We start from the raw sequence: 24,945 nt of genomic DNA on the forward strand, positions 1-24,945 counted from the left end.
CCCGCGCCCGCGAACGGTTGCGCGTCCACCTCTGGACCGCGAGGACCAGCGGCGGCGCGTCGGTCGATCCTCGGCGAGGACCAGCGGCGACGCACAGCTCATCCCTGGACGGCGAGTACCAGCGGCAACACACCGCGCGCCCCGGACTTCCGCAGCAGGCGTGCCGCGACCGCCAGCGTCCAGCCCGTCTCCGTGAAGTCGTCGACGAGCAGCACCGGACCGTGCGCCTCGGCGAGTGCCGACGCCAGGGCGGGCGGCACCGTCAACGCGCCGTCGAGGGCCTTCAGCCGCTGAGCGCTGTTGCTGCGCCCCACCCGGGGGACGTCCCCGGCGTATTCCACCGCCCCGAGCAGCGGGAGCCTGCCGATCTCTGCGATACGGGTGCCCAAGGAGTGGATCAGCAGGGGCCGGCTGCGCGAGGCAACGGTGACCACGCCCACCGGCCGGGGCGGGGCGTCGGACGCACCGGAGGCCCAGCCGCCGGGCCCTCGGGCCCAGTCGGCGAGCACGTCGACCACGGCTCGCGCCACGTCGTCCGGCACCGCGGCGTCCGGCGTCTGCGGCGCGAGCAGCGGACGCAGCCGGTTGCCCCAGCCGATGTCCGAGAGGCGACCCAGAGCCCGCCCCTGCAAGGCCTGTTCAGCGGCCGGGATCCGCCCCTTGAGGTCGATTCCGATGGCCGGGAGGCCGGTCGGCCACATGCGACGGGGCTCCACTTCCACCCCCGCACGGCCCAGGTCGCTCCGCGCGGCGTCCAGGGCCGCCGTGGACAGGCCGGAGGCGAAGCGCGCTCCCGCACAGTTGTCGCAGCGGCCACAGGGCTTGGCGCCCTCGTCGTCCAGCTGGCGCTGCAGGAACTCCATCCGGCACTCGGTGGTGGCCGCGTACTCACGCATCGCGTGCTGCTCGGCCGCGCGCTGCCGGGCCACCCACGCGTAGCGCTCGGCGTCGTACGACCACGGCTGCCCGGTCGCGATCCAGCCGCCCTTGACCCGGCGCACCGCGCCGTCCACGTCGAGGACCTTCAGCATGGTCTCCAGGCGTGAGCGGCGCAGCTCGACCAGCGGTTCCAGGGCGGGCAGCGACAGGGGCCCCTCGGCGCGGGCGAGGACGTCCAGGGTGCGCCGGACCAGGTCCTCGGAGGGGAAGGCCAGCGATGCGAAGTACTGCCAGATCGCCTCGTCCTCCTTGCCCGGCAGCAGCAGGACCTCGGCGTGTGCGACGCCGCGGCCTGCCCTGCCGACCTGCTGGTAGTAGGCGATGGGGGAGGAGGGCGAGCCGAGGTGGACCACGAAACCGAGATCCGGCTTGTCGAAGCCCATGCCGAGCGCGGAGGTGGCGACCAGGGCCTTGACGCGGTTGGCGAGCAGGTCGTCCTCCGCCTGCTGCCGCTCGGCGTTCTCCGTCTTGCCCGTGTACGAGGCGACGGCGTGTCCGCGCTGCCGCAGGAAGGCGGTGACCTCCTCGGCGGCGGCGACGGTGAGCGTGTAGATGATGCCGGAGCCCGGCAGCTCGTCGAGATGGTCGGCGAGCCAGGCCATCCGGTGCGTGGCGTCCGGGAGCCGCAGCACGCCGAGGCTCAGACTCTCCCGGTCCAGCGGCCCGCGCAGTACCAGGGCGTCGGACGTGCCGCCCGTGCCGAGCTGTTCGGCGACGTCCGCGGTCACCCGCGCGTTGGCCGTGGCGGTGGTGGCCAGCACGGGGACGCCGGGCGGGAGGTCGCCGAGCATGGTGCGCAGCCGGCGGTAGTCGGGGCGGAAGTCGTGGCCCCAGTCGGAGATGCAGTGGGCCTCGTCCACCACCAGCAGGCCGGTGGCCGCGGACAGCTTGGGCAGCACCTGGTCGCGGAAGTCGGGGTTGTTCAGTCGCTCGGGCGAGACGAGCAGCACGTCCACGTCGCCCGCCGCGATCTCGGCCTGGACGCTCTCCCACTCCTCGGTGTTGGCGGAGTTGATGGTGCGGGCGTGGATCCCGGCCCGGCCCGCCGCGTCCACCTGGTTGCGCATGAGGGCGAGCAGCGGCGAGACGATCACCGTGGGCCCGCTTCCTCTGGCCCGCAGCAGCGAGGTCGCCACGAAGTACACCGCGGACTTGCCCCATCCCGTGCGCTGCACGACCAGGGCCCGGCGCCGGTCGGCGACGAGTGCCTCGATCGCCCGCCACTGGTCCTCGCGCAGCCGGGCTGCGCCCGTGGCATCCCCGACGAGCCGGGCGAGGACGGCGTCGGCCTGGGCCCGGAGATCCGCGTTGCTCGTGTGCTCCATGCGTTCCATACAACAGGACGGGACCGACAACCGGGCCAGCCCGGGTCGGATCTGTGGGCAACACGATCGGTCTTGTCGTGTCCCTGATTCGACTTATCCACAGGCCCAAGCGGAATCTCAAGATCCGCGAGATCGTCGGCGCATGACGAATCACAGCGAAGCCGCCGGACCCTTCGAAAGCAACGACATCTCGGGGCAGGAGCCGTCGACCGGACCGACCGAGCACTCCGCACAAGTCACCCTGCGCACCCCGGCAGAACTCGCCGACGCCCTGCCCTATCTGCTCGGCTACCGCCCGGAGGACAGCATGGTGCTCGTCGCCCTGCACGACCGTGGCGGCCGCGGCAGGTTCGGCGGCCGAGCCCGGCTCGGCATCCCCGCGAACGAGGAGGACTGGGAGGCAGCCGCCCGGCAGCTGGCCCGCGGGCTGATGACCGGCAGTGAGCGGCGCGGCACCCGGCCCGAGCGGATGGTGGCCTACGTCTGCCAGGAACCGGGCGCGGGAGAGTCCGGCCGGGACGTCAAACAGCGGCTGGAGAAGCTGGCCCAGCTCATGCGCATCGAGTGCGGCAACCTCGACGTGCCGGTCATCGAGGCCCTGTGCATCTCGGACGGCCGCTTCTGGTCGTACTGCTGCCCGGTCAAGGGCTGCTGCCCCGAGGACGGCTCGCCGATGGGCCTTCCCGGCACCTCGGTGCTCGCCGCGGCGGCCACCTACGCCGGCCTCCAGGTGCGCGGCACGCTGAGGGAGTTGCGCGCCAGGTTGCAGCCCTGGGAGGCCACAGCCGCGCTGGAGCAGGAGATCGCCCTGGACGCGGCCGGCATGAGTCTGGTGCCCCGCATCCTGGACGAGACGACCCGCCAGGAGGTGGCGGACGAGACCCTCGACCTGGCCGAGCGGATCATCCGCCGCTTCGCCGCGGCCGCACCGGTCTCCGGCACGCATCCGGCAGACGTGCGCGACGACGACCTCCTCCGGGACGACGAGGCGGCGACCCTGATCCTCGGAATCCAGGACCGCACGACCCGCGACAGGGCCGCCGCCTGGATGGAGGGCGACGAGGCGGGTCCGGCGCTCCGGCTCTGGCGCGCCCTGGCCCGCCGCTGTGTCGGGCCGTACGGCGAGCACGCCGCCGCACCACTGACCCTCGCGGGCTGGGTCGCCTGGTCCATGGGTGACGATCTGGAGGCGCGCGAGGCGCTGGCCATGGCGCTGGGTGCGGATCCCGACTACCTCTTCGCCCGCCTGCTGCACCAGGCATGCAACGAAGGACTCGACCCCGAGGCGGTCCGCCGCTGCCTGCGCGCGGAGAGCGCGCAGCGCACGCCCCAGCAGGCCACGGAGCGAGCGGAGCCGGCAACGCAGACCGCTCTCGCCGAGCCCGCGCAGAGCCCGGCCCTGGAACCCGGAGCCGGCACCCAGGCGGACGAACAGCGGCGCGGACCTGACTCCCGTACGAAGGAGCGGCGGCGGCGCCGCCCGCGCAGCGCCGACGGCGACGACGGCCGTCACACAGCCCGGGCGAAGAGCGATCGACGGAGGCCGGCCGACTCCCGCCCTCGATCGTCCGCCGCCGAAGGCAACCGGGCCGGTACCCGAGGCCCGGGCACCACGCGCACGCGTGCGGCGGGCCCGGGAGACGCCACGACCGGTGGCGTCCCGTCGGACAGCGGGCGCCCGCAGCCCGAGGGGAAGGGATGAGCGCCGGCCGGTGCGAGTCCGGACCGGCATCGGGCCTCGCTCGAACGCCCGGCGGTCCACCGCCGAAGACCGGAGGGCACACCGCACGTCGGCGGACCGAACTTCCGAGGCGGTGCCGAGCGTCAGGGAGTGCCGTGACGGCCACCGTCGCCAGTCGGTCACGCCACCACTCGGTCGGCTTACCCGGGACGAGCCGTGACCCGGACGAGTCCCCTGCCGTTCACCTGAGTGGCGGAACGCCTGGACGGGCCCTGCCGCCGTACCTCCCCTGTCACACAGGGCGACCCACCGGCCGCCCCGCATGTCCGAGGCGCACCGAGCGCAGGAGAAGCCACCTCATGCACCAGCCGCCGACTCCGACCTCCGACGCCGGCGAACGTCCGCCCCGGGGTCATCGCGAGCCGTTCCCGACGGACGGCGCCGGTCCCCACACCCAGAAGCCCACCGGCCTTCGACTCCCGCCGCCCGCGGACCCAGGTCCTCAGTCCCCGGCCGCTCGCGGCGACGGGTGCGCCGCCCGGCCCGCCGGCAGGGCGACCCCATCGCCCCCCGCCCCCCGGCCGAGCCGGCCCGCACCGGCACCGCCGCCACGCACGCCCCCGGCCAACCGCCCCGCGCCCGAGCTGCCGCCCACGCACACCGCGCTGATCTGCGTGGCCCTGCCCGGCCTCGCCATCTCCGGCGAGCCGGGGCAGCTGGCCGGCCGCGGACTGGACGGGTTCTACCGAGGCGGCAGGCGGCTGCTCTCCCGCTGCCAGGTCCGCGTGGCAGGCCGCGAGCCGCTGCCGGTGCAGGCCGGGATGACGGGAGCCGACAGCGCTCGCTTCGTGGGGACGCTGCGCGTCTCCCCGGCCGCCGGCCCCGACCCCGACGTCGTCGTCGAACGAACACGGCACGCCGACGGCACCGAACGGATCACACTCCGCAACGCCGCCCTGCGCCCGCTGCGCCTGCCCCTGGAGGTCGCCCTCGGCACCGACCTGGCGGAACTCGGCGCCATCGTCGCCGGCGCGCACGGCCCCGAGCTCCCGGCCAGCGTCCACGACTCGGGTCTGCGCTGGGCCACGGCCGACGCCGCCGCCTGCGTCACCGCGGATCCGCCACCCGCCGACGCCCTGGCGTCCGCCGGACTGCTGCGCTGGGAACTGGAACTGCCACCGGGCGGGACGGCAGCCGTGGAACTGAGAGTGCGGCCCGAAGGAGCAGGCCCCCTACGGGCCGCCGGACACGCCGCGACCAGCCCCCTCGCCCCCGCGCGGGTGGCGGGTGACGACCCCCGGGTGGCCCCGCTGTTGCACTCGGCCGTCGCCGATCTCCAGGCGCTGCTCCTGCGCGACCCCGCACACCCCGCCGACACCTACCTCGCGGCGGGCGCCCCCTGGCGCTGTGGAATGGCCCCGGCCGAAGCCCTCGCCGCCGCCCGCATGACGTTGCCCCTGGGCACCCGGCTCGCCCTGGGCACCCTGCGCACCCTGGCCCGCACCCAGCTCCCGGGCCCAGGCCCCCGGACCGGCCTGATCCCCGGCCCACGACGCGACGCCGGCCCGCACCTCCCACCCAGCTGCACCGGAACGGAGGCCACCCTGCTCTTCCCCGTCCTGCTCGCCGAAGCCCGCCGCTGGGGGCTGCCCGACCAGGAGACACAGGAACTGCTGCCCGCGGCCGAGCGCTGCCTGACCTGGCTGCGGACCACCGTCGGCGACGGCACCTACCTCCCCGACCCGTACCCCGCAGGACCGGCCCGCAGCGAGACCCAGGCCCACGCGCATCGCGCCGCGCTGCTCGGCGCCGATCTCCTCGATGCCTACGACAGACCGGGCGCCACGGAGTTACGCCAGTGGGCCCAGACCCTGCGGGCGGCCTTCCAGGCCGACTTCTGGGTGGAGGACCGCGGCGGCGGACGCCCGGCCGCGGCCCTGGCACCGGACGGCCGACCCGTGCCCCACCTGGCCGCCACCGCAGTCCACCTCCTCGACACGGGCCTGCTCGGCGGCGGCCGGCTCGCCCCGGGCCTGCTCGACAAGGTGCACACCGAACACCTCGCCCGGCTGCTCGGCACCCCCGCCATGGACGCGGGCTGGGGGCTGCGCAGCCTCGGCACCAAAGAGGCGGGACACAACCCGTTCGGCCACCGGACCGGAGCAGTGCGGGTCCAGGAGACCGCGCTCGCGGTCGCCGGGCTGGCGGCGGCCGGCTACGAGAAGGAAGCCTCAAGCCTGCTGAAAGGACTCCTGGAAGCAGCGGAACACTTCGGTCACCGGATGCCCGAGATGTTCGCCGGCGAGCAACGCTCGGCCGGCTCCGCACCCCTGCCGCATCCCGCGGCCTGCCGGCCGGCGGCCACCGCCGCGGCCTCCGTGGTCCTGCTGCTCGCCTCCCTCGCCGGCATCCGCCCCGACACCCCCGCCCGCACGGTCACTCTGCGCCCCGTGCGGAGCGCCCCGCTCGGCGAACTCGGTCTCAGCGGACTGCGCGTCGCAGGCGCCCCCTTCGCCGTGCGGATCAGCCGACTGGGACTCGCGATGGTGGAGGCGGCGGCGGAAGGCCTGCAACTGGGAGCGTGACCGCCCGGAAGAGGAGGATGACCTCGTACGACACCACCGGACCGACGGACGGGAGGCGACCCTGCGCCCCATACCGGAACGAAGCGGAACCACCATCGAAGCGGCCGGCGAAGGGAGTGTTTATCGTCAGGCAGACGACTATGATCGCGGCATGCCCTACGACCCGTCAGCCTTTCCGCCCTTTGCCGTCACCGTGGACCTGGTCGTGCTGACCGTGCGCCGCCATGCTCTGTGTGCGCTGGCGGTACGCAGGGGTGAGCCCCCCTTCCAGGGGCGCTGGGCGCTGCCCGGCGGCTTCGTACGGGCCGACGAGGATCTGTCCCAGGCAGCGGCGCGCGAGCTGGCCGAGGAGACCGGGCTGTGCGCACACGACCCCTCGGCCCCGGCCCAGGACAACGGAGCCCATCTGGAGCAGCTCGCCACCTACGGCGACCCCGAGCGGGACCCGCGCATGCGCGTGGTCAGCGTCGCGCATCTCGCGCTCGCGCCCGACCTGCCCGCACCCCGTGCCGGCGGCGACGCCAGCAACGCGCGCTGGGCCCCGGTCGAGGAACTGCTCCAGCAGGGTGGCTACGGCCGCGACGGCGAACCCGTGGCACCGCTCGCCTTCGATCACGCCCAGATCCTCTCCGACGGTGTGGAACGGGCCCGCTCCAAGATCGAGTACTCGTCGCTGGCCACCGCCTTCTGCCCGCCCGAGTTCACCGTGGGAGAGCTGCGCCGGGTCTACGAGGCGGTGTGGGGCGTGGCGCTCGACCCGCGCAACTTCCACCGCAAGGTCACCGGCACTCCCGGATTCCTCGTGCCCACGGGCGGTACGACCACGCGCCAGGGCGGCAGGCCGGCCCAACTCTTCCGGGCCGGCGGCGCCACCCTGCTCAACCCGCCGATGCTGCGCCCCGAGGTGTGAGACCCGGGGCGACGGTCCCGCCGGACGAGACGTGCGCCCGTCGCTCACAGTGAGCGAAGTGTCCATCGAACGGCGGACAAGAGCGGGTCCGGGCCACGCGGCATACCCGTGCAAGCCGCCTTATACACAAAAAACCGGACATGTCGCGCTATCTTGCTGCAGGTGATCGAGGCCTTCGGACTGACCAGTAATCCCCGCAAGGCGCATCCGCCCGCCGTCGACGACGTCTCCTTCGAAGCGCGCGCGGGATATGTCACCGCGCTCCTCGGGGGCGCCGGCGCGGGCAAGACGACGGCGCTCAAGCTGATGCTTGAGCTCCAACAGGGGCGTGGCATCACCTACTTCAGGGGCCGGCCCCTGCACCGGATCGCCCATCCGTCGCACGAAGTCGGCGTCCTCCTCGGTGACGTACCGGGCCACCCGGCCCGCTCGGTCCGTGGCCATCTGCGCATGCTGTGCGCGGCCTCGGGAGTTCCCGCCCGACGCGCGGACGAGGTCCTCGAAGTGGTCGGCCTCGTCAGCCTGCGCGACGAAGGCCTCGGCACACTGTCGCGCGGCATGGACCGCAGACTCGGCCTGGCCTGCGCCCTGCTGCCCGACCCGCACACACTCGTCCTGGACGAACCCACCGACGGTCTCTCCGCCCGTGAGGCCCAATGGCTGCACAGCATGTTGCGCGCCCACGCCACCCAAGGCGGCACGGTGCTCTTCACCACGGCCGACCCCAAGGAGGCCGCACGCACCGCCGACCGGGTCGTCACGCTCGACAGCGGCAGACTCGTCGCCGATCAGGAGGCCAAGGCCTTCGCTCGTACCCGGCTGCGCCCGCGCGTGGCCGTCCGCAGCCCCCACGCCCCGCGCCTTGCGGCCCTGCTCGCCAAGGACGCACGCACCACCCGCCGCTCCGTCGAAGTCGTACGCGAGGGTGGCAACCGCCTCTCGGTGTACGGCACCACGACCGCCGACGTCGGCGAGATCGCGTTCCGCCACGGCATCCTCGTCCATCAACTCGCCGACGAAGTAGGCGACATGGGGCCGGGCGCCGGAGCCGAGAGCGACATCGAGACACACTTCGCCGAGCCCCAGCAGGCCGTACCGGATGTATCGCCGACGGACCGGGAGGCCCGGCCGGGGGGGTGGGACCCGGCAGAGCCCGCCGTCCCGCACGGCGAGCGGGAGCAGGCCCTGGCCGGCCGCGTACGGAGGGAACGCGACCGTGCGGTGTCCGGCGTCACGGCACGGGAATCCGCCCCGTTCTCCGCTCGCGAACCCGCCCCGGCCATGCCCGGCGACTCAACCGAAGACCTGGGCCGAGCCGTGGACGATTTCCCGCCGGCGCCGGAACACGCAAGGCCGACGGTGTCGCAGGAGACCGCGACGGGCGACTTGCCGGCGGCCGAGTCGACGATGGGATCGAGCGTCACGGCGACCGACCTGGCAGCGGCCGAAGCCGGCGCGGGAGCCCTTGACCGCTCCGTTCCGGAGCCGGACACCCCGGCGTCGCGACTCTTGCCGGACAGCACCACGGCCGTCGGGCACGCATCGGGACAACGGGCGCCGGCCGAACGGTCGGCACCGGCGACGGGCCAGGCCGAGGTCGGCCTCTTTCCGGTCGACGAAGGGCGTGCGGAATCCGGCCCTTCGACGCGGGAGCCGGTGCGCACCGCCGACGGCGAGCAAACCGCAGCCCGCCGCGCTCTCGATCAGGAGACCGGGGCGGACGGTTCCCTGACCACCTCAGGCGCTCCAGCACACGACGCGTCGCCGGACGCTGAGACCTCGCCGACCGGCGGCACGGCGCACAACGGCACCACCGCATCCGGCGCGCACGGCCCAGCCGCCACCGGCTCCGGCGAGGCGCCCGCCGGAGCCGCAGGCGGGCGCTCCGCCGACGCGACGGCCACCTCGGACACCAACGCCCGTAAAGCCGCGACGGCCGCCACGCCGCAGCCCGGCGGCAAGGGCACGCCCACATCGACCATCACCGGCACCCGAACCCTCCTCCCCGGGGCAAGGAACCCCGACGCCCGGCAGCCGCAGGCCGAGCGCGCCGGCCGTACCGACGATGTCCGCCCCCTCGCCGCCGCCTCCCCGGTCTTTCCCCCCATCTCCGTCCGCCCCGCCCCCAGCCCCCTCCGCCCCCTCCGCTACGAGATCCGGCGCGCCACGGGCATCAGCGCCGGCTTCCTCACATGCGGAGTCGTGCTGGTGGTGTCCGCGCTCACCGCCGTACTCCTGGCACGGATCGGGCACACCCCGCAGGCACGGCTGTTCGCTGCATGGCCGCGGGAGCTGCCGCTGCCGCCCGCGGCGCTCGCGGCGGGGCTGCTCGGCGCGCTGGCCTTCGGGGACGAGTTCCGCTACCCGGCCCTGGCCGCGGACCGCGGCACCGTGCCCCGCCGGCTGGGGCTGCTCACCGCGAAACTACTCGTCTCCGGGGCCACCGCGGTGCTGCTCGCCTTCCTCACCGTGGGCTGCGACGCCGAAGCGCTCTATATCGTCTACGGACGGGAGCTGACGGAAGTTCCCGCGGACTGGCTTTCGCTGACCGCGAGTTGGTTCGGGCTGGTCGTCGGCTGCGCCTGGGCCGGTGTGCTGGCCGCCGGCGTGTTCCGGTCCACGACGGCCGGACTGGCCGCCGTCCTGGCCGTACCCGTCCTCGTCGTACCCGTCGTGAACAAGGCACTACAGGGGCCGGCCGTGCGGATGGCGGCCGACTTTCCGCTACGGATGCGGGAGGTCTACCTGCTGCAGTGGCCCTTCGGAGGGGAGCGATATCTGCTGGCAGCCGCGCGGGTCCTCGCTCAACCGGTCGGCAGCGCACTGGCGTTGTCGCTCACGGCGCTGCTCTGCGCGTACCTGTTCACGGCACTGCGGACCAGACTCCGATGACGACCGTCCGCCCGCTTCCGATCCCGCTGTGCGCACAACTCCCCGCAGAAAGCCCATTTCTTTCCGATAAGGCGTCAATTGCGACGGCGTGAGCGATCACCCTTTCGTGTGCTTTTCACCAAAGACCTCAAGGGAGTTGGAAGCGGCGCCGACAAAGGATCCGTGAGTACCCTTGCGCACACCATGATGACCGCCGCCCGCTCCGCAGACTCAGGTCTCGCCGGCCCGGGCGAACTCGACCGCTACCCCTACGCCGAGGCCCCGGTGGCCGACCGCGTCGGCGCGCCTGCCTGGGACGGCGGGGACCCCGAGCTGGGCCGTGTAGGTCGGCGGGCCGCGGGCAGCCGCGGACGCGGACTGCACGGCCAACTCGTCCAGCAGCTGGGACAGATGATCGTCTCCGGCGACCTGGGCGCGGACCGTCCGCTGGTGCCGGAGGAGATCGGCCAGCGTTTCGAGGTCTCCCGCACCGTCGTCCGCGAGTCCCTCCGCGTCCTGGAGGCCAAGGGCCTGGTCAGCGCCCGCCCGAACGTCGGCACCCGCGTGCGTCCCGTCAGCGACTGGAACCTCCTCGATCCGGACATCATCGAATGGCGGGCCTTCGGGCCGCAGCGCGACGACCAGCGCCGGGAGCTGAGCGAGCTGCGCTGGACGATCGAGCCGCTCGCCGCCCGACTCGCCGCCGGGCACGGGCGCGAGGAGGTGCAGCAGCGCCTCTGTGACATGGTCGAGATCATGAGCCATGCCATGGCGCAGGGCGACGCGCTGACCTACTCGCGCGCCGACACGGAGTTCCACACGCTGCTCATCCAGATCGCGGGCAACCGCATGCTGGAGCACCTCTCCGGCATCGTCTCGGCGGCTCTCCAGGTCTCCGGCGGCCCGGTCACCGGTTGCGAACGGCCGAACGAGGCGTCCCTCGCGCAGCACGCGCGGATCGTCGACGCGCTCGGCACCGGTGACGGCGCGGCGGCGGAGACGGCGATGCGCCAGCTGCTCACGGTCCACCCCGAGGTGGAGCGCGTGGTGCCCGCCCCGCGCGAGCACTGACCACCGCGAGGAACGCGGTGCGGTCGCCAGTGTGCGGCGTCCTCGTGGCGCTCGTGGCGGCGCCGGGCCCGGGTACCGGTCGCCGCCGGACCCTGCCGGACCTTCTGGAGTCCGGCAGGGTCCGGCGGTGCGGCGGACCGCCCTGGTCGTGGGCGCGGCCAGGACCGCGGCCGATGATGATCTCATCTGTGCGCATCTGACCGCTTTTGACTGCTTACGGGGTGTGACTCGGGCCACGCAGATTGGGCGTAACGCTCGTGGAGACAGCGCGATGACCTAAGAGGTGACAGCCGCGGAGGGAATACGGACGCCATGACAGGCGCTGTGCATCTTCCCGGCCCCCGCCCGCGCCGTCGGCCCATCCCCAGGCCGGTGGTCGGCTCCTGTCCGCAGTGGACGGTGCCGGAAGCCGTTTTCCAACGTTCCGAGAGGTTGTTCGTGTCGGCCAGCACATCCCGTACGCTCCCGCCGGAGATCGCCGAGTCCGTCTCTGTCATGGCGCTCATTGAGCGGGGAAAGGCTGAGGGGCAGATCGCCGGCGACGATGTGCGTCGGGCCTTCGAAGCTGACCAGATTCCGGCCACTCAGTGGAAGAACGTACTGCGCAGCCTCAACCAGATTCTTGAGGAAGAGGGTGTGACGCTGATGGTCAGTGCCGCAGAGCCCAAGCGCACCCGAAAGAGCGTCGCAGCGAAGAGCCCGGCCAAGCGCACCGCCACCAAGACGGTCGCGGCGAAGACGGTGACCACCAGGAAGGCCACCGCCACCACGGCCGCTCCCGCGGCGCCCGCCGCTCCGGCCGCAGCCGATTCCGCCGAAGAAGCCGCACCCGCCAAGAAGGCCGTCGCCAAGAAGGCGACCGCCAAGAAGACGGTCGCCAAGAAGGCCGTCGCGAAGAAGACCGCCGCGAAGAAGACCGCGGCCAAGAAGGACGACGTCGAGATTCTCGAGGACGAGGTCCTTGAGGACACCAAGGTCGCCGACGAGCCCGAGGGCGCCGAGAGCGCCGGCTTCGTCCTGTCCGACGAGGACGAGGACGACGCGCCCGCGCAGCAGGTCGCCGCGGCCGGTGCCACCGCCGACCCGGTCAAGGACTACCTGAAGCAGATCGGCAAGGTCCCCCTGCTCAACGCCGAGCAGGAGGTCGAGCTGGCCAAGCGCATCGAGGCGGGCCTGTTCGCCGAGGACAAGCTGGCCAACGCCGACAAGCTCGCCCCGAAGCTCAAGCGTGAGCTGGAGATCATCGCCGAGGACGGCCGCCGCGCCAAGAACCACCTCCTGGAGGCCAACCTCCGTCTGGTGGTCTCCCTGGCCAAGCGCTACACCGGCCGCGGCATGCTCTTCCTGGACCTCATCCAGGAGGGCAACCTCGGTCTGATCCGCGCGGTCGAGAAGTTCGACTACACCAAGGGCTACAAGTTCTCCACGTACGCCACCTGGTGGATCCGCCAGGCCATCACCCGCGCCATGGCCGACCAGGCCCGCACCATCCGTATCCCGGTGCACATGGTCGAGGTCATCAACAAGCTCGCCCGCGTGCAGCGCCAGATGCTCCAGGACCTGGGCCGCGAGCCCACCCCGGAGGAGCTGGCCAAGGAACTCGACATGACCCCGGAGAAGGTCATCGAGGTCCAGAAGTACGGCCGTGAGCCCATCTCGCTGCACACCCCGCTGGGTGAGGACGGCGACAGCGAGTTCGGCGACCTCATCGAGGACTCCGAGGCCGTCGTCCCCGCCGACGCGGTCAGCTTCACGCTCCTGCAGGAGCAGCTGCACTCCGTTCTGGACACCCTGTCCGAGCGCGAGGCCGGCGTCGTCTCCATGCGTTTCGGTCTCACCGACGGTCAGCCGAAGACCCTCGACGAGATCGGCAAGGTGTACGGCGTGACGCGTGAGCGCATCCGCCAGATCGAGTCCAAGACCATGTCGAAGCTGCGCCACCCGTCGCGTTCCCAGGTGCTGCGCGACTACCTCGACTAGTCGCCCTCGTACGACGGCGAAGGCCCGGTTCCCCTCACGGGAGCCGGGCCTTCGTGCTGCGCGCTTCCCCGACATGAATGACTCTGGGGTCCCACGAGGACCCCGGAGTGAGGAGCATGCATGCGCCGTTCCGTTGCCCGAGCGCTGGTCCGACCGCTGGCCCTGGCGGCCACCATGACCGCGATACCCCTGGTGAGCGCCGCTCCCGTGGCCGCCGACAGTGTGGTGGTCGGGGGGTTTCCGATCGACGTCTCGCAAGCCCCGTGGACGGTGGCACTGGCCAGCCGTGACCGGTTCGGAGGTACGCGGGCGGGCCAGTTCTGCGGCGCTGTGGCCGTCGGGCGCACCACGGTGCTCACCGCGGCCCACTGCCTGGCCGAGGACGTCCTCGGGGGACCGCCGAACCGCTTGCGCGACCTCAAGGTCATCGCGGGCCGCACCGACCTGCTGTCGACGGAGGGCGAAGAGATCGCCGTACGCGAAATCCGGCGCAACACCCGATACGACGTCAGGACGAACTCGGGCGACTTCGCGGTCCTCACGCTCGCCGAACCGCTGCCGCAAAGAGCGGTCGTCGGCATGGCACGCGCGGGCGACCCGGCGTACGCACCCGGCACGGAGGCACTGGTGTCCGGCTGGGGTGACACGACGGGCGGAGGCGCCTACGCGCGCCGGCTGCGCGCCGCACGGGTACGCGTACTGCCCGACGCGATGTGTGCCCGGGCCTACCCGGGCGGTCCGGAGGGGGCATACCGGGCCAGCACCATGGTGTGCGCCGGTGAGCCGGCCGGCGGTCCCGATGGCTGCCAGGGCGACAGCGGCGGACCGCTGGTGGCCAGGGGGCGCCTGATCGGCCTCGTGTCATGGGGGAGCGGCTGCGGACGGCCGGGCAGCCCCGGCGTGTACACGCGTGTCTCCGAGGTCCTACGGGCGCTGGAGGCGGCCAGAGGGGCCGAGAAACGGTCCGAGCAGCGCCTGTGAGCGCGTGCGCGGACATGAGCACGGGCGGCCGCTCCCTGGTGAGGAGCGGCCGCCCGTTCACCGGCCTGCGCCGGGGCTGGCTCGTCGTGTGTGCGAGATTCAGCGCTCTTCTTCGGAAGCGGTGCCCGGAACGGACGTCAGCCGCTCCGTCTCGTCCTGTATCTCAGCGGCGATCTTCTTGAGTTCCGGCTCGAACTTGCGACCGTGGTGGGCGCAGAAGAGCAGTTCTCCGCCGCTGAGCAGGACGACGCGCAGGTATGCCTGGGCGCCGCAGCGGTCGCAGCGATCGGCGGCCGTCAGCGGGCTCGCGGGGGTCAGAACAGTAGTCACGTCGCCTCTTCTCTAGCTCGACGAGCTGTCGTACCAGGGTCAACATCCAACCAGCCCGAAAACGTTCCCGCTCGTGGCTTTTCCTCGAAAAAATCTTTCGGGGCGGCTGTCTGCTGCCGGTTGGCGGCGAATGTGCCGTATTGCGTGTCTTAGGTGCTTACGGGTTCGCGCTGTCTTGCCTGTCTTCAGTCCTCCCGGCTGGGTTGCCGGTTGTTCATGAGGACGTGCCCGGAGCCTAAATGGTTCATGCCCCGAAGGGAACGTGATATGTACTTCACTCCATCGAGGGATCGAACACGCATGCGAGCCTGGACTAGTCTGAGATCCCGACGAGGGTGGCGTTACACCGGCTCTACCAGGGCTCGGTACCCTCTGAGCGGCGACCGAAGCCGCCCCCTTACCCAAAAGGGGGCCACCTGAAATTCAGCGAGGAGCGAACCGCGTGACCGCCGATACGTCCGTGCCGTCCACAGCGCTGCTGGCAGGAGCAGACCGGGACGGTTCCAACTACACCGCGCGGCACCTGCTCGTCCTTGAGGGCCTTGAGGCCGTGCGCAAACGCCCGGGCATGTACATCGGCTCGACCGACAGCCGCGGTCTGATGCACTGCCTGTGGGAGATCATCGACAACTCGGTGGACGAGGCCCTCGCGGGGGTCTGTGACCACATCGAGGTGGTTCTCCACGACGACGGCTCCGTGGAAGTGCGGGACAACGGCCGTGGCATCCCCGTGGACGTCGAGCCGAGGACCGGTCTGTCCGGCGTCGAGGTCGTGATGACCAAGCTCCACGCGGGCGGCAAGTTCGGCGGTGGCTCCTACGCCGCCTCCGGCGGTCTGCACGGCGTGGGCGCCTCCGTGGTCAACGCGCTCTCCGCCCGACTCGACGTCGAAGTGGACCGTGGCGGCCACACGCATGCGATCAGCTTCCGGCGCGGTGTGCCGGGCGCCTTCGCGGCGGACGGCGCCGACGCGAAGTTCGAGGCGAAGAGCGGCCTGCGCAAGACCAAGAAGATTCCCAAGACGCGCACCGGCACGCGCGTGCGTTACTGGGCCGACCGGCAGATCTTCCTCAGGGACGCCAAGCTCTCGCTGGAGACCCTGCACCAGCGCGCCCGGCAGACCGCGTTCCTGGTGCCCGGCCTGACCATCGTCGTCCGCGACGAGTTCGGCCTCGGTGAAGGCGGCAGCAAGGGCGAGGAGTCCTTCCGCTTCGACGGCGGCATCAGCGAGTTCTGCGAGTACCTGGCCAACGACAAGCCGGTCTGCGACGTGCTCCGCTTCTCGGGGCAGGGCACCTTCAAGGAGACCGTCCCGGTCCTGGACGAGCACGGCCAGATGACCCCCACCGAGGTCACACGCGAGCTGGGCGTCGACGTCGCGCTGCGCTGGGGCACCGGCTACGACGCGAAGGTCCGGTCGTTCGTCAACATCATCGCCACCCCCAAGGGCGGCACCCATGTCGCCGGCTTCGAACAGGCGCTCACGCAGACGCTGAACGATGTGCTGCGCGCCAAGAAGATGCTGCGCGTGGCCGAGGACAACATCGTCAAGGACGACGCCCTCGAGGGCCTCACCGCCGTCGTCACCGTGCGCCTGGCCGAGCCGCAGTTCGAGGGGCAGACCAAGGAGGTCCTCGGCACCTCGGCGGCCCGCCGCATCGTGAACAACGTGGTCACCAAGGAACTGAAGGCGTTCCTCACGGCCACCAAGCGCGACGCCGCCGCCCAGGCCCGGGTCGTCATGGAGAAGGTGGTGGCCGCCGCTCGCACGCGTGTCGCGGCTCGCCAGCACAAGGACGCCCAGCGCCGGAAGACCGCCCTGGAGTCCTCGTCCCTGCCGGCCAAGCTCGCCGACTGCCGCAGTGATGACGTCGACCGCAGCGAGCTGTTCATCGTCGAGGGCGACTCCGCGCTCGGTACGGCCAAACTGGCGCGGAACTCCGAGTTCCAGGCCCTGCTGCCGATCCGGGGCAAGATCCTCAACGTGCAGCGGTCGTCGGTGACCGACATGCTCAAGAACGCCGAGTGCGGCGCGATCATCCAGGTCATAGGGGCGGGCTCGGGCCGCACCTTCGACATCGACCAGGCCCGGTACGGCAAGATCATCATGATGACCGACGCCGATGTGGACGGCTCGCACATCCGCTGCCTGCTGCTCACGCTGTTCCAGCGCTACATGCGGCCCATGGTCGAGGCCGGCCGGGTCTTCGCCGCGGTGCCGCCGCTGCACCGCATCGAGCTGATCCAGCCGAAGAAGGGCCAGGAGAAGTACGTCTACACGTACTCCGACCGCGAACTGCGCGACAAGCTCATGGAGTTCCAGAGCAAGGGCATCCGGTACAAGGACTCCATCCAGCGCTACAAGGGTCTGGGCGAGATGGACGCCGACCAGCTGGCAGAGACCACGATGGACCCGCGCCACCGCACCCTGCGCCGCATCAACCTCTCCGACCTGGAGGCCGCCGAACAGGTCTTCGACCTGCTGATGGGCAACGATGTGGCTCCCCGCAAGGAGTTCATCTCCAGCTCGGCTGCGACGCTGGACCGGTCGCGCATCGACGCGTAGCGGCCGCGCCCGGCTTCGGCCGACGGGCTGGGGCAGGTGGAGGGCCAGCGGTCCGCGGCTGATGGAAGCAGGACGCTGCCGGGAACCGGCGGGGGAGGGAGCGGGGCTCGCTCGCCGGTAGGGGATTGCCTTGATGAGGCAGTGGTGACGGCTGTCCGGCGTCCGGTGGCACCGCGGCCGGCGCCGGTGGCCGGGCGCCGGGTGATGAGCGGGGTCGGCTCGTTGGCCGTGTCTGCGCAGACGAGCATCCTGCTGCCGCCTGCCGCCTGCCGCCTGCCGCCTGCCGCCTGCCGCCTGCCGCCTGCCGCCTGCCGCCTGCCGCCTGCCGTTCTATCCGTGCGGCCGTCGCGAGTGGCCCTCGCCCGATGGTTGCGCGAGGAAGACCGACCCCCGGGGCCGGCCGTGACGCAGCGTCTCTCCACCCGTGGATGGAGGCGGGCCGAGCAGCGGTTCCACCCGTGATCCACCCCGGCTCCGATCTCCCGGCCTGCGGATTTCCGTAGCTTCGAAGGCGTCGGCAGCACTCGCTCCCGGCACGGCCTTCTCGCTCACGGAGGATCTGATGTCCGGGCTCGTCAACGCGCTGGTGATCGTGGCCGTCGTCGCCATGGTGATCGCACGGCAGTTCCGCGCCTGCGCGATCCATACGGACCGGCGCTGGTGGCTACCGCCCGTGATCATGGCCGTCGTCGCGCTGCGCGAGCCCGGCATCCTCGAAGCCCACCACCGTGCAGAGTCCGCCGTACTGCTCGCGGTCGAGCTGCTCATCGGCCTGGCCACCGGCGTCGGCTGGGGCTGGACCACCCGTGTCTGGACGGCGCCGGACGGCGTCGCGTGGAGCAAGAGCACCAAGGCGAGCATCGCCGTGTGGGGTGCGGGCATAGCCCTGCGAGCCGGTGTCTTCGCCCTCGGTTCCGCACTCGGACTGCACCAGGACAGCTCCGCGCTCATGCTCGGCCTCGCCGGCACGCTGCTGGTTCGCGGCGGGATCCTGGCCTGGCGGGCCCAGTCCCTCGGCGCCGCGAGCAGTCCCGCCCCGGCGTACGGTGACGAAAAGCCGTCGGCCTGGAAGGAGCGCGTGTGACAGAGAACGCCTGGATGCGCTGGCCGTCACGCGAAGCGCTCGGCCCCACAGGGGTCTCCCGGCCCCGGCGCCTGCTCGCCTGGGCAGTCCGACTGCTCATGATGGCTCTGCTTCTGTGGGCTGCCTTCAACCAGAGGCACGTCGGCGTCTGGGGAGCGCTCGCGGCAGTGGCGGGCGTCGCCCTCGCCTGTGTCGTCTCTTGGGCCTTCTTCCGGACCACGTACGCGCACCGGCTGGTGCCCTCCCTCGCGCTCATGGGTGTCCTGCTGGGCATCGCGGTCGTCGCCGAGGCCACGGGATTCAGAGGGCCGGCCCTTGTGATCTGGTGCGGCTGCGGAGTGGCCGCTCTGGAGCGGCTGCCGTTCGGGGCCGCGGTCCCGGTCGCGACGGTGGCGCTGGCCTCGTACTCCGCGTTCACCAGCGACGTCTGGTTGTCCACGGCCGCCACCGTGGCCGGTATGGCCCTCGCCGGGTATGTCATGCGGCTGGACGCGGAAGCCCGGGGCAGTGCGCAGCGGTTGCTCGCCCAGGAGCGCGCCGCCCGCGCGGCCGAGGCCGAGTCCGCGGCGCTGGCCGAGCGGGCCCGCATCGCCCGGGAGATCCACGACGTGCTGGCCCACAGCCTCTCGGCGCAGCTCGTGCACCTGGAGGCGGCCCGGCTCCTGATCGAGAACGGCGCGGATCGCGAGCGGATCCTGGAGCGGGTGGTGGCCGCCCGGGGGATGGCCCGCGACGGCCTGGCCGAGACCCGTCATGCGCTGTCCGCACTGCGGGGCGAGCTGACTCCGCTGGAGGACTACCTGAGCGCACTCGTCAGCACGGCCGACGGTGCCGAGGTCACCGTCACCGGTGAACGCAGACCTCTGCCGGCCGAGGCGTCCCAGGCCGTGCGACGGGTCGCGCAGGAGGCGCTGACGAACGTTCGCAAGCACGCCCACGGCGCCAGAGTGGATGTGCGGCTCGACTACAGCGACCACGAAGTGACGCTGAACGTCCGGGACTCGGGCGGGCAGCCGGGCGAACTCAACGGCTCCGGAGGCGGGTACGGTCTGCTGGGCATGCGCGAGCGGGCCGAACTGCTGGGTGGTTCGCTGGACGCGGGGCCGGACGAGGAGGGGTTCGTGGTGACGCTGAAGGTGCCTGTATGACGGAGACGGAGGGGGAGAAGAAGTCCGCACGGGTGGTGGTGGCCGACGACCAGACCGTGGTCCGTGAGGGCATCGTGATGCTGCTCGGGCTGTTGCCCGGTGTGGAGGTCGTGGGGGCCGCGGGAGACGGGGAGGAGGCGGTGCGGCTGGTCGGGGAACTCGCTCCCGATGTCGTCCTGATGGACCTCAGGATGCCCCGCTGCGACGGTGTGGAGGCCACCCGGAGGATCCGGGCGCAGTACCCGGGGACCCAGGTCGTGGTGCTCACCACCTACGCGGACGACGAGTCGCTGTTCCCCGCGCTGCGGGCCGGCGCCCGGGGATATCTGACCAAGGACGCGAGCGGTGACGAGATCGTACGTGCCGTGCACAGCGTGCTCTCGGGGGACGCGGGGCTGTCGCCGAGTGTCCAGCGCCGGTTGCTGGAGCGGCTGTCGCAGCCAGAGCCCGAGCCGGCACCGGCGGCCGCCGAGGCGCCCGACGGGCTGACCGCGCGGGAGACCGAGGTCCTGGTGCTGATCGGCGAAGGTCTCAGCAATCAGGAGATCGCTCGGAGACTGCATGTGTCGACGGCGACTGTGAAGACGCACATCAACAACCTCTTCGCCAAGACGGGCCTCAAGGACCGGGCACAGGCCGTGCGTTACGCCTACAGCAAGGGGCTGGTGCGGCCACCCACCGGGTGAATCACCTGATGGGATGAACAGCCGGAGGAAGAAGAGTCGGAGATCTTCCCGTTCTGTCCATCCTTGGGCATGCAGTCAAGCAACGGTCGTTCCGGAGCCGGGGACGGGCCCGAGAGTCCGGGCGGGAACCAGGAAGACGACGGTGCGCCCTCCCGCGACATGGCGTACGAGGACCCTTGGTACGACGCGCTGGCCTCCGGCTGGGGCGAGCTGGACGGTACCGGTATGCCGGCGCCGGCCGTGCCGCCCGCGCGAGGCGAGTCCGGTGCGACGGCGGCGCGTACCCGCGATGTGTACATCGAGGTGCAGCGGAGCCAGGCGTTCCAGGAGGTGCGCGGCAGGTACAGGCGGTTCGTGGTGCCGGGGGTCGCCGCCTTCCTGGTCTGGTACGTGGGCTATGTGGTCGCAGCGACGGCCGCGCCGGGACTCATGGCCCGGCCCGTGGCGGGGGCGGTGAATGTGGCGATGCTCGCGGGGCTCGGGCAGTTCCTCACCACGTTCCTGCTCGCCTGGGCCTACGCCCGGCATGCGCGGCTGCGCCGGGACCGGGCCGCGCTGGAGCTGCGCTGGGACACCCAGGAACTGGCCCGCGGAGTGCAGGGGGGTGCTTCGTGACCGGTGACCATCAGGCGCTGGCGTTGCTGCTGTTCAGCGGGTTCGTGGCGGTCACCTTGGGGATCACGACCTGGGTGAGCCGTAGACGGCATGGCTCGGCGGAGGAGTTCTATGCCGGCGGGCGGCTGTTCACACCGATGGAGAATGGTTTTGCCATCGCGGGCGACTACATGTCGGCCGCCTCCTTCCTCGGGGTCACCGGACTCATCGCGCTGTACGGCTACGACGGGCTGCTGTACAGCGTGGGCTTCCTCGTGGCGTGGCTGGTCGTGCTCTTCCTGGTCGCCGAACTGGTGCGCAACTGCGGGCGGTTCACGCTGGCCGACGTGGTGGCCGCGCGGATGAGAGAGCGGCCGGTGCGGATCGCCGCGGGAACGTCCTCGGTCGTGGTGTCCGTTCTGTATCTGGTGGCGCAGATGGTCGGCGCGGGCAGCCTGGTGGCGCTTCTGCTGGGGCGGACGAGCGGCGCGGCCCGGGTGTGGGCGGTCATCGTGGTCGGCGCGCTCATGGTGATCTATGTGTCGTTGGGAGGGATGCGGGCCACCACCTGGATCCAGATCGTGAAGGCGGTTCTGCTGCTCAGCGGGACGGTCGTGCTGACCGTGCTCGTCCTGGTGCGCTTCCACGGAGATGTCGACCGGCTGCTGCTCACGTCCGCGGAGCGCAGCGGACACGGGAAGGCGTTTCTGGCGCCGGGCCTGAGGTACGGCGGGGACTGGACCGCCCGGTTCGACTTCATCAGCCTGGGGCTCGCGCTGGTGCTGGGCACGGCCGGGCTGCCGCACATCCTGTCCCGCTTCTACACCGTGCCGACCGCGCGGGCGGCCCGCCGTTCCGTGGTGTGGTCCATCGGTCTGATCGGCAGCTTCTACCTGATGACGATGATCCTCGGGTTCGGAGCGGCGGCGGTGGTGGGGCCGCGGGCCGTACGCGCATCCAACGCGGCCGGGAACACGGCGGTGCCCCTCCTCGCCCTCGACCTGGGCGGCGGAGCGGGCTCCACCGGTGGCACCGTGCTGTTCGCGGTGGTCGCCGCCGTCGCCTTCGCCACGATTCTCGCGGTGGTCGCGGGCATCACGCTCGCCTCGTCCGCCTCGGTGGCCCATGATCTGTACGCGTCGCTGCGACGGGCGCGCGGCAGGGCGCGCAGCGAGGTGGCGGTGGCCCGGTGGGCGGCGGTCGGTATCGGGGTCGTGGCGATCGCGCTCGGTCTGCTGGCCCGCGATCTCAACGTCGCCTTCCTCGTCGGCCTCGCCTTCGCGGTCGCCGCGTCGGCGAACCTGCCGGTCCTGCTCTACTCGCTGTTCTGGCGCGGCTTCACCACGCGCGGCGCGGTGTGGGCGGTGTACGGCGGACTGGTTCCGGCGATCGGTCTCGTGCTGCTGTCCCCGGTGGTGTCCGGCAGCCCGGACTCGCTGTTCCCGGCCGTCGACTTCCAGTACTTCCCGCTGGAGAACCCGGGCATCGTCTCCATCCCGCTCGGCTTCCTCGCCGGCTGGCTGGGCACGGTCACCTCGGACGAGGTGGCGGACGAGGCGAAGTACGCCGAGACGGAGGTGCGTTCGCTGACCGGGGCCGGAGCCGCGTAGCGGGGCCGCGGGTGCGGGCTACGGCGCGACCCAGGCGTACCGGTGTTCCGGGCGGCCTGTGTCGCCGTACTTCAGGGAGAGGCGGAGGCGGCCGGCCTGCTCCAGATGGCGGAGGTAGCGCTGGGCGGTGGAGCGGCTCAGCCCGGTCCGGGCGGCCACCTCGTGGGCCGAGAGCGGATGGGCGGCGCGGTGCAGGACACCGCAGATGAGGTCGGTCGTGGGCTCGGAGTGACCGGTTGGCAGGCCGGGCGCGGAGGGGGCGGGGGTGGTACGCAGGGCGCCGAAGATCCGGTCGACCTGCTCCTGCCCCGTCAGGCCCCGGCCGCCCACCCGGTCGACCGTGCGGCGCAGGGCGGCGTAGGAGTCCAGGCGGGCGCGGAGCGCGGCGAAGGTGAACGGCTTGACCAGGTAGTGCAGGGCGCCCAGGCGCATCGCCTGCTGGACGGTCGTCACATCGCTGGCCGCGGTGATCATGATGACGTCGGTGCCATGGCCCTGCTCCCGCATGCGGTGCACGAGTTCGAGACCGGTCCGGTCCGGCAGATAGTGGTCGAGCAGGACCAGATCGATGGTGCCGCGTTCGACGGCGGCCAGCGCCTGGGCGGCGCTGTGCGCGCGGGCGGCCACCCGGAAGCCGGGAACCTTTCCCACGTACTTGGCGTTGATCTCGGCGACGCGGAAGTCGTCGTCCACCACCAGGACGTCAATCATCAGGCCTCTCCTTCAAGGCCGGCGAGCGTGGAGCCCGTGTTTCGGCTCCGCAGTTGTAGCGCGAGCAAAACGAGCACAACAGGCTCTTGCGAGCAAAAGAACGGCTTGTGCTCACAAGACTCCTGCTGTGGCAGGGGCCACACCTACCGTCCCGCCCCATGAGCGCACACACCAGCCCCGCCATCGAGCTGCGGGGCGCGAGCAAGACCTTCAGAACCCCGTCCGGGGGACTGCACACGGCCGTGCGCGGTCTGGACCTCACCATCGAGCGCGGCGAGTTCGTGGCCGTCGTAGGACCGACCGGATGCGGCAAGTCCACCACACTGACCCTGGTCAGCGGCCTGGAGGAGCCCTCCGAGGGCGAGGTGCTGGTGGCCGGGGAGCCGGTCGACGGCGTCGGCGACAAGGTCGGCTTCGTCTTCCAGCAGGACGCCACCTTCCCCTGGCGGACGGTCCTGTCGAACGTGATGGCGGGCCCGCGCTTCCGGGGCGTCCCCAAGGCGGAGGCCAAGGAGAAGGCCCGTGAGTGGCTGTCCCGGGTGGGACTCGCCGCCTTCGAGGACCGCTATCCCCACCAGCTCTCGGGCGGTCAGCGCAAGCGTGTCGCCCTGGCGGCCACGTTCGTCAACGACCCCGAGATCCTGCTGATGGACGAGCCGTTCTCGGCGCTGGACGTACAGACCCGGGCGCTGATGTCGGACGAGCTGCTGGAGCTGTGGGAGGGCACCGGCGCCTCCGTCGTCTTCGTCACCCACGACCTGGAGGAGTCCATCGCGCTGGCCGACAAGGTCGTCGTGATGACCGCCGGACCCGCGACCGTGAAGCAGGTCTTCGACATCGACCTGCCCCGCCCGCGGAAGGTGGAGTCGGTGCGCCTGGAGCCGCGGTTCATCGAGATCTACCGCGAGATCTGGGAGTCCCTCGGCGAAGAGGTCCGCATCACCCGCGAAAGGGGTGCCGCCCATGTCGCCTGACGTCCTCAGCACCCCGGTCGTCGACACCGTCAAGGCGCCCGACCGCGCGCGGACCCGCGCCCAGGCGGCACGCCGGCGCAAGCTCCTCGTCAACGCCGCACGCGCGCTGCTCCTGGTGGCAGTCCTCGGGCTGTGGGAGGGGCTGTCCCGCGCCGAGGTCATCGACCCGTTCAACTTCTCGATGCCCTCGAAGATCTGGGACCAGATCTACACCTGGGTGAACCACGGAACCGCGCTCGGGTCCCTGGGCGAGCAGATCTGGTACACGCTGTACGAGGCACTGCTCGGCTGGGTCATCGGTGTGGTGGCGGGTGTACTGCTCGGCATTGCGCTCGGGCGGATCAGATTGCTCGCCGAGGTTCTTGGTCCATACATCAAGGTGCTCAACTCGATCCCCAGGATCGTCCTCGCCCCCATCTTCCTGATCTGGTTCGGCCTCGGACCGTCCTCCAAGGTGGCATCCGCCGTGGTGCTCGTCTTCTTCCCGGTGTTCTTCAACGCCTTCCAGGGCGCCCGCGAAGTGGACCGCAACCTCGTGGCCAACGCCCGCATCCTGGGCGCGAGCGACCGCAGGGTGACCCTCCAGGTGGTCATCCCGTCGGCCACCTCCTGGATCTTCACCAGCCTCCACGTCAGCTTCGGCTTCGCGCTCATCGGCGCCATCGTCGGCGAGTACATCGGCGCGACCAAGGGCATCGGCCTGCTGGTCTCGCAGTCGCAGAACACCTTCAACGCGGCCGGCGTGTACGCCGCGATGGTCATCCTCGCCGTCGTCGCCCTCGTCGCCGAGGGACTGCTGACCTTCGCCGAGCGTCGCATCTTCCGCTGGAAGCCCACCGGTTCCGACAGCTGACCGGTCCCTTCGCCGCCCCCCACTCCTCCCCGCACCGCCCTCTCAC

18 protein-coding genes are annotated in these 24,945 nt (G+C 71.6%); 15 read left to right on the forward strand and 3 right to left on the reverse strand.

The window, feature by feature from the left end:
- Positions 1-98 precede the first annotated feature (98 nt).
- Complete coding sequence (locus tag ABZ937_RS04170) at positions 99-2,264, reverse strand: RecQ family ATP-dependent DNA helicase (protein WP_361685467.1); 2,166 nt, start codon at positions 2,262-2,264, stop codon at positions 99-101.
- Between the two features lie 142 nt (positions 2,265-2,406).
- Here ABZ937_RS04170 and ABZ937_RS04175 point away from each other — a divergent pair, with 142 nt between their 5' ends.
- From ABZ937_RS04175 to ABZ937_RS04205, 7 genes are all read left to right on the forward strand, one after another.
- Positions 2,407-3,966, forward strand: coding sequence for a DUF4192 family protein (locus tag ABZ937_RS04175; RefSeq protein WP_361685469.1), 1,560 nt, complete (start codon positions 2,407-2,409; stop codon positions 3,964-3,966).
- A 647-nt stretch (positions 3,967-4,613) separates the two neighbouring features.
- Positions 4,614-6,530 carry a glycogen debranching N-terminal domain-containing protein gene (locus tag ABZ937_RS04180; protein ID WP_361686108.1) on the forward strand — a complete coding sequence of 639 codons (1,917 nt, stop codon included), beginning with the start codon at positions 4,614-4,616 and terminating at the stop codon, positions 6,528-6,530.
- 151 nt (positions 6,531-6,681) lie between these two features.
- Positions 6,682-7,440 (forward strand): NUDIX hydrolase, encoded by a 759-nt coding sequence (locus tag ABZ937_RS04185; RefSeq protein ID WP_361685471.1) that lies wholly within the window; start codon positions 6,682-6,684, stop codon positions 7,438-7,440.
- 162 nt (positions 7,441-7,602) lie between these two features.
- Positions 7,603-10,332 carry an ATP-binding cassette domain-containing protein gene (locus tag ABZ937_RS04190; RefSeq protein WP_361685473.1) on the forward strand — a complete coding sequence of 910 codons (2,730 nt, stop codon included), beginning with the start codon at positions 7,603-7,605 and terminating at the stop codon, positions 10,330-10,332.
- A gap of 162 nt (positions 10,333-10,494) precedes the next feature.
- Entirely contained in the window at positions 10,495-11,382 is an 888-nt protein-coding gene (locus ABZ937_RS04195; RefSeq protein WP_361685475.1) for a FadR/GntR family transcriptional regulator, read from the forward strand.
- Between the two features lie 438 nt (positions 11,383-11,820).
- Entirely contained in the window at positions 11,821-13,362 is a 1,542-nt protein-coding gene (locus tag ABZ937_RS04200) for an RNA polymerase sigma factor (RefSeq protein ID WP_361685477.1), read from the forward strand.
- A gap of 120 nt (positions 13,363-13,482) precedes the next feature.
- Positions 13,483-14,343, forward strand: a complete 861-nt coding sequence (locus tag ABZ937_RS04205; RefSeq protein ID WP_361685479.1) for a serine protease — start codon at positions 13,483-13,485, stop codon at positions 14,341-14,343.
- Between the two features lie 99 nt (positions 14,344-14,442).
- Here the strand turns inward: ABZ937_RS04205 and ABZ937_RS04210 are convergent, their stop codons facing one another.
- Entirely contained in the window at positions 14,443-14,673 is a 231-nt protein-coding gene (locus ABZ937_RS04210; protein WP_030785372.1) for a hypothetical protein, read from the reverse strand.
- Between the two features lie 442 nt (positions 14,674-15,115).
- Between ABZ937_RS04210 and ABZ937_RS04215 the strand changes: the two genes are divergently transcribed.
- From ABZ937_RS04215 to ABZ937_RS04240, 6 genes are all read left to right on the forward strand, one after another.
- On the forward strand, positions 15,116-17,239 hold the full coding sequence (locus ABZ937_RS04215; protein ID WP_361685481.1) for a DNA topoisomerase IV subunit B: 2,124 nt from the start codon (positions 15,116-15,118) through the stop codon (positions 17,237-17,239).
- Between the two features lie 562 nt (positions 17,240-17,801).
- Entirely contained in the window at positions 17,802-18,323 is a 522-nt protein-coding gene (locus ABZ937_RS04220; RefSeq protein ID WP_361685483.1) for a DUF1453 domain-containing protein, read from the forward strand.
- The gene (locus ABZ937_RS04225) at positions 18,320-19,471 is read left to right on the forward strand and encodes a histidine kinase (RefSeq protein ID WP_361685485.1); all 1,152 of its coding nucleotides are present in this window, start codon (positions 18,320-18,322) and stop codon (positions 19,469-19,471) included. The genes ABZ937_RS04220 and ABZ937_RS04225 overlap by 4 nt, the downstream gene beginning before the upstream one ends.
- The gene (locus tag ABZ937_RS04230) at positions 19,468-20,157 is read left to right on the forward strand and encodes a response regulator transcription factor (RefSeq protein ID WP_361685487.1); all 690 of its coding nucleotides are present in this window, start codon (positions 19,468-19,470) and stop codon (positions 20,155-20,157) included. Before ABZ937_RS04225 ends, ABZ937_RS04230 begins: the two co-directional genes overlap by 4 nt.
- Positions 20,158-20,226: 69 nt before the next feature.
- Entirely contained in the window at positions 20,227-20,772 is a 546-nt protein-coding gene (locus ABZ937_RS04235) for a DUF485 domain-containing protein (RefSeq protein WP_361685489.1), read from the forward strand.
- Positions 20,769-22,361, forward strand: coding sequence for a cation acetate symporter (locus ABZ937_RS04240; RefSeq protein ID WP_361685491.1), 1,593 nt, complete (start codon positions 20,769-20,771; stop codon positions 22,359-22,361). The genes ABZ937_RS04235 and ABZ937_RS04240 overlap by 4 nt, the downstream gene beginning before the upstream one ends.
- An 18-nt stretch (positions 22,362-22,379) precedes the next feature.
- On the opposite strand, the gene ABZ937_RS04245 is transcribed toward ABZ937_RS04240, so the two are convergent.
- Positions 22,380-23,072: a response regulator gene (locus tag ABZ937_RS04245; protein ID WP_361685493.1), complete on the reverse strand. Its 693-nt coding sequence runs from the start codon at positions 23,070-23,072 to the stop codon at positions 22,380-22,382.
- A gap of 158 nt (positions 23,073-23,230) precedes the next feature.
- Here ABZ937_RS04245 and ABZ937_RS04250 point away from each other — a divergent pair, with 158 nt between their 5' ends.
- Entirely contained in the window at positions 23,231-24,046 is an 816-nt protein-coding gene (locus tag ABZ937_RS04250) for an ABC transporter ATP-binding protein (RefSeq protein ID WP_361685495.1), read from the forward strand.
- Complete coding sequence (locus ABZ937_RS04255; protein ID WP_361685496.1) at positions 24,036-24,899, forward strand: ABC transporter permease; 864 nt, start codon at positions 24,036-24,038, stop codon at positions 24,897-24,899. Before ABZ937_RS04250 ends, ABZ937_RS04255 begins: the two co-directional genes overlap by 11 nt.
- Positions 24,900-24,945: the final 46 nt, after the last annotated feature.

The sequence above is a fragment of the Streptomyces sp. NPDC046727 genome, from assembly GCF_040645635.1.
Taxonomy (GTDB): domain Bacteria; phylum Actinomycetota; class Actinomycetes; order Streptomycetales; family Streptomycetaceae; genus Streptomyces.